This is a genomic window from Bradyrhizobium sp. P5_C11_2, from assembly GCF_054049755.1.
In genome coordinates this window covers 1-11,621 of record NZ_JBFULT010000212.1, presented here as the reverse complement: position 1 = coordinate 11,621, position 11,621 = coordinate 1, and the positions used below count along the sequence as shown (strand labels likewise).

Genomic DNA, 11,621 nt, shown 5'->3' with positions numbered 1-11,621 from the left:
GGCGCATAGGGATTGCCCTTGGATTCCGGCTGCCGGATCATCTGCGCCAGCTCGAGACCGTCGAAGATCGGCATCGCCCAGTCGGTGATGACGATATCGGGTACGTAATGGCTGTACATTTCCAGCGCGGTGGCGCCGTCCTCGGCCTCGTAGACCTCGCGCGCGCCGAACGAATGCAGCAGCGTCCGCAGGATGCGGCGCATGTGCGGATTGTCGTCGCAGACGAGGAAGCGCAGCTTGTTGAAATCGATGCGGAACATGACGCCTGGGCCAGAGCGGTCAACTTTCGTTAACCATATCGCGGCGGGGGTTAATGAAGGGTTGCTGCTGGCATTTCGCGGGGTACGTGGGGAGGGGAGATGATAATATCGTAATTCTGCCATTTTTTATTGTAAAACGATAAAAACATACAATTGAATGGGAGCTAGTCCGATGAGCGTGATCGCGTTTCCTTTTCCTGCGCCGGTCGAGCCGCGGTTGCGGCGTATCGGACGGATCGTGGCCGTCGGCGCGCTCCTGTGCGTCGTCGGCGCTGTGCTTGCGGTGCCGCTGCTCTGGTCGAGCGACGAGGTGCTTAGACACTGGATCGCGACACAGTCCCCGCTGGGGGCGCGGCCCTTCACGCTCAATTTCGGCACGCGCCTCGCCGGCGCCCTGATCAGCCTGATCGGACTTGGCCCCGTTCTCTACGCCTTGTTGCAGCTCTCGATGTTGTTCTCCCGTTTCGCGCGCGGTGAGGTCTTCGTGTCCGACAACGCCTGGCGCATCCGCCGGATGGGCCTCGCACTGATCGTCAACGCGCTGATATCGCCGCTGGTGCAGATGCTCACCACGATCAATCTGACGCGCGCCAACGAGCCCGGCCAGCTCGTGGTCATGTTCGGCGTCGAGCAGCCGCATGTGCTGTCGGTGCTGAGCGGCCTCGCGCTCGTCGCCTTCGCAACCGTGATGGCCGATGCCGTTCGCGCGTGGCACGAGAACAGCGAGATCATCTGACCATGCCGATCATCGTCAACCTCGACGTCATGCTCGCCAGGCGCAAGATCAGGTCGCGTGAGCTTGCCGCGCGCATCGAACTCACAGAAGCGAACGTCTCCCTGCTGAAGTCGGGCAAGGTGCGCGGCATCCGCTTCGACACGCTCGAGCGGATCTGCGCCGTACTCGACTGCCAGCCCGGCGATATCCTGGAATATGTCCCCGACAGAGCGGACGACGCGCTAGAGCCGCGTGGGGCCGGCCGGAAATCGGCCTAGCGAATCCTTCAAGTCTAGATTGGAGATGCCTGCGATGAACCGCCTGGCGCGTGTTCTTGCGAGCGCGGCTGCGCTCATGCTTGCCGGTTGCAGCTCGGTGCCGCTGACATCGATCCCGCCGCTTGCCCGCATCGATGCCAGGACGACGGATCTGTCGATGCTGCGCGTCGCCGTGCAATTGCCTGACGCGCTGCGGCCACGTTCGGGCGGCGTCAAGCTCGACGTCGTCACCAAAGTGGCCGGCGAGGCCGAGACCAACACGAGCTTCGCCATGATGGGGATGAGCGACCCGCGAGATCGCGTCGGCCTGCCTGCGCCACCGCAGGGCTCCTCAACCTACGCCTATCGCTTGTCGCCGGGCGATGCTGCGCGCTTCGAGGCGCTGCGTGCGTCGATGGTCGAGCAGGGGCAGAAAGGCAAGCGCGGCTCGATGGGGCTCGGCGTCGGAGCCAAGGAATTTTGCCGCACGAACGCGGCGGCGCAGGCATCGCTGCGCGTGACGATCTATCTGATGACGTCGGAGACGAAGAGCTTCGTTCCCGTCGTCAGGGATTTCGATCTGCTCGGGGATCCCGCCATGGCGGGAGGCCTGGAATCGGTTCAGCCTTGCGGCCAGTGATCCGCGTCGGAGCTCAGGAGCCGAACTGCTCGCGCAAAATCCGCTCTTCCAGGCTGTGGCCGGGATCGAACAGCATGCGCATCGAGATGGTCTTGTCGGACAGCACCTCGACACGGCGGACGTCGCGCACCTCGTCGTGGTCGGCCACCGCCGCGACGGGGCGCTTGTCGCCCTCCAGCACCTCGATCACGACATAGGCGGTGTTGGGCAGCAGCGCGCCGCGCCAGCGGCGCGGGCGGAAGGCGCTGATCGGGGTCAGCGCCAGCAGCGCGGCGTTGATCGGCAGGATCGGCCCCTGCGCGGACAGATTGTAGGCAGTCGAACCTGCCGGCGTCGCCACCATGATGCCGTCGGCGATCAGCTCGGGCATCCGCTCGCGCTCGTCGATCAGGATCCGCAGGCGCGCGGCCTGGTAGGTCTGCCGGAACAGGGCGACCTCGTTGATGGCATGATGCAGGTGGACGCGGTCGTTGACGTCGGTCGCGCGCATCAGCAGCGGGTGGATCTCGGATTCATGGGCCGCTTCGAGGCGTTCGCGCAAATGGTGCGTGGCGTACTCGTTCATGAGAAAGCCGACCGTACCGCGATGCATGCCGTAGATCGGCTTTCCCGTGCGCATGTGCTGGTGCAGCGTCTGGAGCATCAGCCCGTCGCCGCCGAGTGCGACAACGACGTCGGCCTCGTTCGGATCGCAATTGCCGTAATGCTTGGTGAGCTGGCCGAGGGCGGCCTGCGCCTCGCCGCTCGGGCTGGCGACGAAGGCGATCCGGTCGTATCGCGAGGGCTTGGTCATGGCTTCCGGCAGGGCCTGCTGGCTCGAGAAAGTTCCGCCGGGCTCGTCTATAGGCCTGGGCCTCGATTGTCGAGGATGACCGTCCTTCAAGGCAAACGGGCGACTGCCGGATTCCGGACGAAACCGGGGGGCGTTTCGCGCCCGATCGGCCTCTTCAGGGGGCACCTGGCCAATGATCCCCCAAACCGTCGCAATTCCGCGCTAACATTTCGGGCTCTCCGGATCTCACAGCCGGGAAGGGAGAACGATCATGATCACGAGCTTGCCGGCGCTCCGTTGCACGGCCCTGGTGCTGGCGGTGTCGACTTTCGCGCTTGGAGGCTTTGCGCGTGCGGACGATCCGCCGCAGCCGCGTTCCGAGACGACGGCACCAACCGGGCAGAAGGGCGGGCGCGGCGGTGGTGCGCAGAACCCGTCGCCGTCTGCCGCCGAGCCACACCGTCTCCCGGCGGATTCGACCACCAGGCAGACGCTCGATCTGCCTGGCCGGACGCTCGCCTTCGCCGCGACCGCAGGCTCGATCCGCGTGTTCGACGAGAAGGGCGATCCGCTGGCCGATATCGCCGTCACCTCCTACGAGCTCGACGGCGCCGACCGCACCACCCGCCCGGTCACGTTCCTGTTCAACGGCGGCCCCGGCGCATCCTCGGCGTGGCTCCAGTTCGGCAATGCCGGACCATGGCGGCTGCCGCTCGATGGCGAGGGGCTGTCGCCGTCGGCCTCACCCGAGGTGAAGCCGAACGCGGAGACCTGGCTCGACTTCACCGATCTCGTCTTCATCGATCCCGTCGGCACCGGCTACAGCCGCTTCGTCGCCAGCGGCGAGGACGCGCGAAAGCGGTTCTATTCGGTCGATGGCGACGTCAATTCGATCGCACTGGTGATCCGCCGCTGGCTAGAGAGGCATGACCGGCTGGTCTCGCCGAAATACGTCGCGGGCGAGAGCTATGGCGGCATTCGCGGACCGAAGGTCGTGCGCCAGTTGCAGCTGCAGCATGGCGTCGGCGTCAGGGGATTGATCCTGGTGTCGCCGCTGCTGGACTTCCGCGAGTTCACCGGCTCGAGCCTCCTACAATATGTCGCGACGCTGCCGAGCTATGTCGCGGTGGCGCGCGAAGCCAAAGGACAGGTCAAGGGACCGGTCACGCGCGCCGATCTCGCCGACGTCGAGGCTTACGCGCGCGGCGAATTCCTGGCTGATCTCGTCAAGGGCGAAGCCGACAAGGAGGCCACCAACCGTCTCGCCGACAAGGTCGCCGAACTCACCGGCATCGACCAGGCGGTGAGCCGCAGGCTCGCCGGCCGCTTCGACGTCGGTGAATTCCGCCGCGAGTTCGACCGCAAGAACGGCAAGGTGACCGGACGCTACGACGCGTCCGTGCGCGGCCTCGATCCCTATCCGGATTCCGGCAATTCCCGTTTCGGCGACCCTTCAGGCGATACGCTCCAGGCGCCGCTGACGAGTGCCGCGGTCGATGTCCTGACACGCAAGCTCAACTGGCGGCCGGACGGCTCCTATGAAGTCCTGAACGGCGCCGTCGAGCGCAATTGGGATTTTGGAGGCGGCATCAACCCGCCGCAGTCGGTGTCGGAGCTGCGCCAGATCCTCGCCACCGATGCGAAGCTGAACGTGCTGGTCGCGCACGGCCTGTTCGATCTCGCCACGCCCTATTTCGGAACGAAGCGGGTGCTCGACCAGCTGCCGGCCTTCGCCACCTCCCGGGTGAAGTTCGTGGTCTATCCCGGCGGCCACATGTTCTATTCGCGCGATGGCTCGCGGCAGGCGTTTCGCAGTGAGGTCGAGGCGCTGATCAGGGAGTAGGCCGGCGTTTTCGCGGTGGGTATCTCTGCGCGATCTCGCGGGCCACGACTTTTTCCGGCTTGATATTGGCGCCGGCGATCCAGACGTCGCTGACCTTGCCGCGCGCATCGCGCACGCGGCGCACGGGCTCACCGTAACTTGAGTGGCCGGCAGCCCAGGCGAGCTTGCCGGAGTCGCGGCCGGTGACCTCGATCTCGGAGGCGTCCATGAACGGGTTGTTGAACTGCGGATTGGCGACGAGCACGCGGTTGCCGATCGGCACGAGGTCCGTCGCGCCCCAGATCGTCCACCAGCGGCCGGTCCAGTCGCGCACGCGCCGGTCGGGTGCGCCGCGGGTCTTGAAGACGCGCAGGATCTGCATCGCACCGTCCATCCAGAACGGCGCCGCGCCGTCGATGGAGTTGCTGAGGATGCTGATCGCGAGCTCGCAAGCGGGGATGGAGCAGGTCCGGGAGATGTAACCTTGAAAATGGCCGCCATGGCCGAACCAGTCCCAGCCGTCGGTCTTGCCGGCGCCGATGCCGAGGCCGTAATAGGCCTCGAAACTTTGCGGGATGCGCCAGTGATGCCGCGTCATCTCGCGGCGGCTTGCGACCGACAGCACGCTCTTCCTGGCGTTTGGCGCAAGCTGCGCGAAGAAGCGGGCCGTATCGCCGGCGGTGGCGGCGAAGCCCGTGGCGGACGCCATCGCGTGCGTGGGATTGTCGCCGGGGATCACGCAACGCTCGCCCAGCGGCACTTTTCGGGTGTGGCCGCGCGCGAACGGCGCGCCCTTGGGAAGCGGCGCGTCCGGCTCGGTCTCGCGCAGGCCCGCGGGCTCGATGATCTCGCGCTTGATCCAGGCGGAGTAGGGCTCCTTCGTCACCGCTTCGATCACGAGGCCGATCAGGCCAAAGCCATGATTGGAATATTTGAAGCGCGTGCCGGGGTCTATCACGGTGGGAAGCTTCAATTCCGCCAGCAACTCCTTCGCATTGAGATAGGGGCGGCTGTCGATGAACTGGCCGGAATCGGCGCCGTCGCGCGTCAGGCCTGCGCTGTGCGAGAGCACTTGCGCGATCGTCGTCTCTGCGACGCGCGGATGCAGGCCGCCGACATACTGGCCGATCGGATCGTCGAGCCGGATCTTGCGCTGCTCGCGCAGCTTTAGAATGCCCGCTGAGGTGAAGCTCTTCGAGTGCGAGGCGATGCGAAAGCGGTGGCGCGGAGTGAGCTTCTCGCCGGTGTCGAGATTGGCGAGACCGAATGCATGCTCGGCGACGATCTCGCCGCGATGAGCGAATGCGACGATGACGCCCGGCTGCTGGATTGTCGTCTGCTGGAATTCGACCCAGGAGCCAATGTAGTCGATCGCGGATCGCAGCCACGTGTCCATTGCGCACCAATATGCGAGGGGAGATTGGTGCGAGGCTAGCCGAGAAAGCGGAACGGGCACAACCCCAAGGTTGTGCCCGTCGCTTCATTCGAAGATGCGAAGTCTCAGTAGACCAGCGTCGCACCGGTCGGCTTGTCGAGCGCGGCGGCCAGCGAGCGATACTCGGAGCTGTCGGTGCCGGCGAGCGAGGCGATCTTGTTCAGATGATACTGCGCCYGTTCGCGGTTGCCCTGCTCGAGCTGCCAAAGGCCGTAATACTGCCAGGTGCGGACGTGGTTCGGATCGTCCTTCAGCGCCAGCTCGTAATAGACCTTCGACGACTGGTAGTCGCCGAGCTTGCGGTAGGAGTAGCCGATCAAATTGGCGACGTCGGCCACGTCGTCGCGCTTGAGCGACTTCAGCTGGTCGATCGCGCCGGTGTAGTCGTGGTTGTCGTAGATCGTGGTGTAGGCGGTGCGATAGGCCGCGAGGAATTTGGGATCACTGACGGAAGAGCTCTTCTTCTTGGATTTCTTGGTCGAGGTGTCCGACTTCGGCGGCGAGGGCTCGTCGCTGCCCGCGGCGTAGGCGCTGGTCAGCACCGGTCCGGCGGCCAACGCCATCGAGACAAGTCCCGGTACCAGAAGCATGGAAAGTCTGCGCATCTATCTTCTCCCGTATGGAACGTGGCGATCCTACACGATTGCCCGAAGACCGGAACACCCAACGGGCAGAAACATTCCCAAAAGCCCCGCTTATTCGTTCTGCCGCAGATTACAAACTTGTCATCGAGATGAACGGAAGCCTGCAACGGGCTTCAGACTGGGTTCAGCGCGCAGCACCTAGGCTCCCACCTACGATCGACGGGTAGGCGACAGGGCGCCGCCTCAAGATCCTTCAAAGAGGAGACACACCATGTTGAAGACCATTTCCGCAGCCTTGCTTGCAGCTTCCGTGATCGCAGCCCCGGCATTCGCCGCCGAGGCCGGCAAGACCACCACGACGACCGCACCGGTGATCAAGGCTGACCAGAGCCAGACCAAGGCGTCGACCACCGCCGCGAAGCCGGACACCGGCGTCAAGGCCGACACCAAGGCCGCCGACGTCAAGTCGGACGTCAAGGCGGACTCCAAGGCGAAGGCGATGAACGCCAATGCCGCCGTCACGCCCGACGCGCACAAGACCGTGCGTACGCATCGCCATCACCACAAGCAGGTGTCGGCCAAGAAGTCGCTGAAGGCGCAGCCGGACGTCGTCAAGCCGGCGACCACCGACAAGCGTAGCTAACGACTGATCCCGCGCGGCGGATCCCCAGCATTGCCCCCCGCCGCCGCGTGCGGAATTCRGGCCCGGCCCGTTCGCCATGCCTTGTGCGAAAGCACGAGGTGTCGGCGGCGGGCCGGTGCGCCGTGCCGCAAGCGAATTCCCTTCGTGCAACCTTGGGGCTAGAACATCTCCGATTCTGATCGAGCGGAGAACGTGAGCTGTGGGGCGATTGGCGAAACGTGCGGTGAGCTTGGCACTGATCCTGGCATTGCCGCTGGCGCTCGCGGCATGTTTCGGCAGCGATGGCGACCGTTCAACATTGATGGGTGGCACCCAGGCCGGTGGTCCGCAGCCGTTCCCCGACAATTTCCGCGGCGACACGCTGGCCCTGATGCGCAGCTATCTGAACAATCCGGTCGGCGTGCGCGAGGCCAGCATGGCCGAGCCGGTGCTGCGCGAACTCGGCGGACGGCAGTTCTATGTCAGCTGCCTGCGCTTCACGCCACGCGAGACCGACGGCAGCTACAAGGGGATGCGCGAGCGGGCAGTCGTCTTCGTCAACGGCCGGGCGGATCGGGTCGTCGACCGCGCCAACGAGCTCTGCGCCGGGGCGGTTTACGGACCCTTTCCGGAACTGGAAAAGATGACGCGGTAGCGCAAAGCCCACCTTCATCGCCTGGTGCTAGAACAGTCCTGCCGGAGCCGCTGGATCACATTTTGGCGAGCTTTGAACGGAGCGGATTTGCCTTGCGACAAATCGTTACGGCAAGTCGTGCGCGGACGGCAAAATCTGTCCGCGCAAGACAACGTGACGGAACAAAACACGTCGTTGCCGCCCCGTCACAGTCACGAACGATCAACGTTCCGGCATCGCCGCGAGGCAACCAAATTCACGCCACGTTGTTTGCTAAGGGTAGTTTAGATAACGGGGATGATCGATGAAAACGTATTGGCTCGGCGCGGTAGCTCTGCTCGCGTTGGCAGCGCCTGCCGCAGCGGCCGACATACAGCAGCGCCCCTATACCAAGGCGCCGGCCTATACGCCGCCGCAGGTGATCTATAACTGGACCGGCTTCTACATCGGTGGCCATGTCGGCGGTGCGTTCGCCGGCGACAGCAGCTTCCAGTCGAGCGACGCCCGCTTCCTGGGCGGCGTGCAGGGCGGCTTCGACTACCAGTTCGCGCCCAATTGGGTGGTGGGTGTCGAAGCCCAGTATTCCTGGCTGCCGACCAACAACAACGGTGTCCTGTTCCCGCTCGGCACGCAGGTGACGTCCAACACCGACCAGATCGGGTCGGCGACCGGCCGCATTGGCTACACCTGGGGACCGGCGCTGGTCTACGCCAAGGGCGGCTACGCCTGGCGCAACAACAATCTCGGCGTCAACGTCGCCGGCGTGCCGCAGGCCTTCACCACCTCCGGCAACAGCAAGGACGGCTACACTGTCGGTGCCGGCCTCGAATACATGTTTGCGCCGAACTGGTCGGCCAAGGCCGAGTACCAGTACTATAATTTCGGCAGCACCACGCTCACCTCCGGCCCCGCAGACGTCGTCGGCGTCMGCGGCCGGGAGGACGAGCATACCGTCAAGGTCGGTGTGAATTACCGGTTCGGCTGGGGCGGTCCGTCGGCCTCGCGCTACTGAGCCGCCGGCAGGCGCCATGACCTGACGCCACGATCTGACAAAGGCCGGCCTCGCCGGCCTTTCGTTTGCCAGCCTCCTGCTCGCCGGCCCCTTGTTTGCCTCGCGTGAACCATCTGGCGCGTCATTTGCAAGCAAACATTCCGGCGCGCGCCTTCTCACGCGCGTCATGGGGCTGAGGTAAAGCAAAAATAATTTTTGCCGCTTACGGAACTCGCGCTCCGGAACGCGTTATCATGAGAATTACGGGCTGGTGGGACAACGAACATGCGTATCTTGGCGTCGGTGGTGGTCTTGTGCGTCGTTGCGCTGCCGTGCTCTGCACAGACAATCCTCAAATCCGAGCCCTTGATGCTGGCACCCTATGAGGTCGCCTTCGTCCGGGACAGCGCCTGTCCGTCCGGCAAGGTGCTGAAGGTCACCGGCGCGATCCGCGGGCTGCACCGCCGGAAGGCCTGTGTGGCCCTGGCCGGTGAGCAGGCGTCGCTGGCGACCGCCACGCCCTGACTAGCCCCCGGCCTTCCTTCGCCAGATCTCAGGAATCGAACTGCGGCTCCATCCTGGACAGCAGCTCGGCCTCCGCCTTGTTCTTGGCGGGGTCCTCGCCTTGGGCGGCCCGGCAGGGCTTGATCTCGTAGTCGTTGTCGAGCACCCGGCGCGGTCCGGGCCGCCGATCGTCGGTACCGACGTCGACGACGAGGCCGCTCCGCCGCGCAAGCTTCCAAACGTCGGCCTCATCCGGATAGGCTTTGCTGATCTGAGCGTCGTTGCAGAACAGCGCGTAGGGCATCCTTGCCGCTCCCATAAAGCCCCTTAACGTCTTCAGGGGGTGAGGGTTTCCCCGCCCGACGGTCGATCACGGGGGCGTGATCAGGACCTGGCCGGCCGTGAGTCGTAAACGAGTCCTGAATCCCAAAAAAAAGAATCCCTGGGACTCTTTTGCCGGAATCAGCGGATGTTTTCGGCCATGACGAGCGACCTGAAAACCTCCTGCGGGCACATGCTTTTGCCGCTGACGCTGGCGCTTTTCGGCGCCTGCGCGGCCAATCTCTGGCTGGTGTGGTCGTGGCTATAGGGGCTCTGAGAGACCGGCTCTATTTGTCCGCCGGCGGTGGACGGGGCGGGACGTCGCCGATGGCGGCGCGGAGCTTGGTCAGGGTTGCCGCGCAATATTCCTCCCGTTCGCGCTCGAACCGCTCCTGGTGCTTGCGGAAATTGGCGATGCGGGCCTGCATCTCGGTGCGGAAATCGCCGCCGGTCCGCGGCGGCGCGACTTGGGCGACTTGGACGACCTGGGCGGGCTGAGGCTGCGGGGCGGCGCGCCGCGGCTCGACCTGGACCGCAGCAGCCTCGACGGCGACGGTCTCCAAGGATACGCCCGGCGCAGCCGCCGGGGGAAAGTGGTCCTTCCTGCCGGTTACCGATTGGACGAAGGCCAGTGTCTGCGCGATCAGTTCGTCGCGTTCCCTGATCCACTTCATGGTCCACCCCTAGATAGAGCTATTCCAGCAAAGCTGGTTCGCCGAATCAAGAAGGAGTTCTGCTGGGGATTGCATATTTTTCCCGAACGCCCGAAACTCGACGGATGGATTCCGACAAAGAACATTCGGACGAGGTGCTGGGCTTGAGGCTCGTGCGCGCCTTTCTGTCGCTGCCGCCGGACAAGCGGGCGGAGGTGATCGCGTTCGTCGAGGAATTGGTGCGTGCTCATGGCCAGCCCGAGGAGGGCCAGAAGGCCTCGCCGACGTGACCGCTATCGCGCGCGCGGATTGATGTTGGGCACGAAGGGCGCTCCGACCACTCGGACCGGTACCTCGGCTGCGGCATCGACCGGCCTGCTCTCGGCAACCCGCGTCTCCGGGCCCTGACCCCGGACCGGCTCGAGCAGCGCCAGCGTGCCGGCCACCACGGCGCAGCACAGCGTCACCACCGCCAGCAGAAACATGTTTCGGTTGTCTTCTCTGATCCGCATGGGCCGAGAACGGGCAACGCCGCCGATTGGTTCCGAGCCGGCCGTCCCGGATCAGCGTCGCCATGATCGGCCGAAGCTTGCGCGAGGCTTACGGGCGGGCTCCGGACGGTTATTTTTGCATGGGACCATGCGCGTCACTTGGCATCAATTTTTAACGACCGCTGGTTCCAATGGCATCGCTGGGACTGCTTCGGTCGCTGGGGACCGGAAAATCATTGGACGGCTGGAATGAGCTTCTTGAACAATTTGAAGATCGTGTGGAAGGTCGCGCTGATCGTGGCCGTGATGGGATGTGCGATGGTCGCCGTCGCCGGCTTCAGTACGCGCGAACTCTCCGCGACCGTCGACGGCTTTGCCGAGCTCTCCGCCGCCCAATCGGCGGCTCTCAACCTCACGCGCGCCCAGCGGCGCGCCGAGACCTATCATGCGGCACTCTACGCCGTCTTCACCGAGGCGACAGAGGCCGGCAACACCAGGCGCTTCAAGGTCGCGAAGGAAAATCGCGACGGCATCGCCAAGTTTCTGGAAGCAGCCGAGCAGGACGACCCGACGCGGGCCAAGGAGATCAGGAGCATCGGTGATCAGTTGAGGGCTGTTTTCGTCGGCTGCGACCCGGTGCTCACCGACGGCACACAGGCAAGCAGCGTCGAAGAGAATGCCAAGGCAGCCGAACGCGCGCACAAGGAGTGCGACCCGCTGATCGATGCTGCCCTGGCGCGCATCGCCCAATTCGTGACCGAGACGGCCCAGGCGGTGTCCAAGCGCAAGGAAGCCATCAATCGCGACGCCAGATCCGCGACCTGGACCGTGATCGGCGTCAGCGCCGGTGGCCTGATCGTCGGCATCGCGATCGCGTTCTTCATCGGCCTCAATGCGATGTCCCGGCCGATCGCCCGGCT

At 64.8% G+C, this 11,621-nt stretch carries 16 protein-coding genes and 1 pseudogene; 10 read left to right on the top strand and 7 right to left on the bottom strand.

Annotated elements, in window-relative coordinates:
• A partial coding sequence (locus ACXJL8_RS20315; protein WP_456685460.1) for a response regulator transcription factor occupies positions 1-260 on the bottom strand: 260 nt, incomplete at its 3' end.
• A gap of 172 nt (positions 261-432) precedes the next feature.
• Between ACXJL8_RS20315 and ACXJL8_RS20310 the strand changes: the two genes are divergently transcribed.
• The 3 genes from ACXJL8_RS20310 to ACXJL8_RS20300 are packed head-to-tail and all read left to right on the top strand — an operon-like array spanning position 433 to position 1,872.
• On the top strand, positions 433-996 hold the full coding sequence (locus ACXJL8_RS20310; RefSeq protein WP_456624113.1) for a DUF2975 domain-containing protein: 564 nt from the start codon (positions 433-435) through the stop codon (positions 994-996).
• A gap of 2 nt (positions 997-998) precedes the next feature.
• Positions 999-1,253: a helix-turn-helix domain-containing protein gene (locus ACXJL8_RS20305; protein ID WP_456624112.1), complete on the top strand. Its 255-nt coding sequence runs from the start codon at positions 999-1,001 to the stop codon at positions 1,251-1,253.
• 34 nt (positions 1,254-1,287) lie between these two features.
• The gene (locus ACXJL8_RS20300; RefSeq protein ID WP_456624111.1) at positions 1,288-1,872 is read left to right on the top strand and encodes a hypothetical protein; all 585 of its coding nucleotides are present in this window, start codon (positions 1,288-1,290) and stop codon (positions 1,870-1,872) included.
• A gap of 13 nt (positions 1,873-1,885) precedes the next feature.
• Here ACXJL8_RS20300 and ACXJL8_RS20295 read toward each other — a convergent pair whose 3' ends face one another.
• Complete coding sequence (locus tag ACXJL8_RS20295; RefSeq protein WP_456624110.1) at positions 1,886-2,665, bottom strand: NAD kinase; 780 nt, start codon at positions 2,663-2,665, stop codon at positions 1,886-1,888.
• A gap of 250 nt (positions 2,666-2,915) precedes the next feature.
• On the opposite strand from ACXJL8_RS20295, the gene ACXJL8_RS20290 reads away from it, so the two are divergent.
• Positions 2,916-4,487: a S10 family peptidase gene (locus ACXJL8_RS20290; protein ID WP_456624109.1), complete on the top strand. Its 1,572-nt coding sequence runs from the start codon at positions 2,916-2,918 to the stop codon at positions 4,485-4,487.
• On the opposite strand, the gene ACXJL8_RS20285 is transcribed toward ACXJL8_RS20290, so the two are convergent.
• Together ACXJL8_RS20285 and ACXJL8_RS20280 are read right to left on the bottom strand one after the other, a co-directional pair.
• The gene (locus tag ACXJL8_RS20285; RefSeq protein ID WP_456624108.1) at positions 4,477-5,862 is read right to left on the bottom strand and encodes a serine hydrolase domain-containing protein; all 1,386 of its coding nucleotides are present in this window, start codon (positions 5,860-5,862) and stop codon (positions 4,477-4,479) included. The genes ACXJL8_RS20290 and ACXJL8_RS20285 overlap by 11 nt on opposite strands.
• Before the next feature lie 104 nt (positions 5,863-5,966).
• Positions 5,967-6,506 carry a tetratricopeptide repeat protein gene (locus ACXJL8_RS20280; protein ID WP_456685459.1) on the bottom strand — a complete coding sequence of 180 codons (540 nt, stop codon included), beginning with the start codon at positions 6,504-6,506 and terminating at the stop codon, positions 5,967-5,969.
• Positions 6,507-6,756: 250 nt separating this feature from the next.
• Between ACXJL8_RS20280 and ACXJL8_RS20275 the strand changes: the two genes are divergently transcribed.
• The 4 genes from ACXJL8_RS20275 to ACXJL8_RS20260 all read left to right on the top strand — a co-directional run bounded on the left by ACXJL8_RS20275 (position 6,757) and on the right by ACXJL8_RS20260 (position 9,257).
• Positions 6,757-7,128, top strand: coding sequence for a His-rich protein BRANT (locus ACXJL8_RS20275; RefSeq protein WP_456624106.1), 372 nt, complete (start codon positions 6,757-6,759; stop codon positions 7,126-7,128).
• A gap of 199 nt (positions 7,129-7,327) precedes the next feature.
• Positions 7,328-7,762 carry a hypothetical protein gene (locus ACXJL8_RS20270; protein WP_456624105.1) on the top strand — a complete coding sequence of 145 codons (435 nt, stop codon included), beginning with the start codon at positions 7,328-7,330 and terminating at the stop codon, positions 7,760-7,762.
• A 283-nt stretch (positions 7,763-8,045) separates the two neighbouring features.
• Positions 8,046-8,753 carry an outer membrane protein gene (locus ACXJL8_RS20265; protein WP_456685458.1) on the top strand — a complete coding sequence of 236 codons (708 nt, stop codon included), beginning with the start codon at positions 8,046-8,048 and terminating at the stop codon, positions 8,751-8,753.
• 264 nt (positions 8,754-9,017) lie between these two features.
• On the top strand, positions 9,018-9,257 hold the full coding sequence (locus tag ACXJL8_RS20260; protein ID WP_456624103.1) for a hypothetical protein: 240 nt from the start codon (positions 9,018-9,020) through the stop codon (positions 9,255-9,257).
• A 28-nt stretch (positions 9,258-9,285) separates the two neighbouring features.
• Here ACXJL8_RS20260 and ACXJL8_RS20255 read toward each other — a convergent pair whose 3' ends face one another.
• Both ACXJL8_RS20255 and ACXJL8_RS20250 read right to left on the bottom strand, forming a co-directional pair.
• A complete protein-coding gene (locus ACXJL8_RS20255; protein ID WP_456624102.1) occupies positions 9,286-9,540 on the bottom strand; it encodes a hypothetical protein in 255 nt (84 codons plus the stop codon).
• Positions 9,541-9,844: 304 nt separating this feature from the next.
• Positions 9,845-10,231 (bottom strand): hypothetical protein, encoded by a 387-nt coding sequence (locus ACXJL8_RS20250; RefSeq protein WP_456624101.1) that lies wholly within the window; start codon positions 10,229-10,231, stop codon positions 9,845-9,847.
• A 104-nt stretch (positions 10,232-10,335) separates the two neighbouring features.
• Here ACXJL8_RS20250 and ACXJL8_RS20245 point away from each other — a divergent pair, with 104 nt between their 5' ends.
• Positions 10,336-10,500 carry a hypothetical protein gene (locus ACXJL8_RS20245; protein WP_456624100.1) on the top strand — a complete coding sequence of 55 codons (165 nt, stop codon included), beginning with the start codon at positions 10,336-10,338 and terminating at the stop codon, positions 10,498-10,500.
• 3 nt (positions 10,501-10,503) lie between these two features.
• Here ACXJL8_RS20245 and ACXJL8_RS20240 read toward each other — a convergent pair whose 3' ends face one another.
• Entirely contained in the window at positions 10,504-10,695 is a 192-nt protein-coding gene (locus ACXJL8_RS20240) for a hypothetical protein (RefSeq protein ID WP_456624099.1), read from the bottom strand.
• Positions 10,696-10,950: 255 nt separating this feature from the next.
• On the opposite strand from ACXJL8_RS20240, the pseudogene ACXJL8_RS20235 reads away from it, so the two are divergent.
• Positions 10,951-11,621 (top strand): annotated as a pseudogene (locus ACXJL8_RS20235) (methyl-accepting chemotaxis protein); the annotation flags it as partial.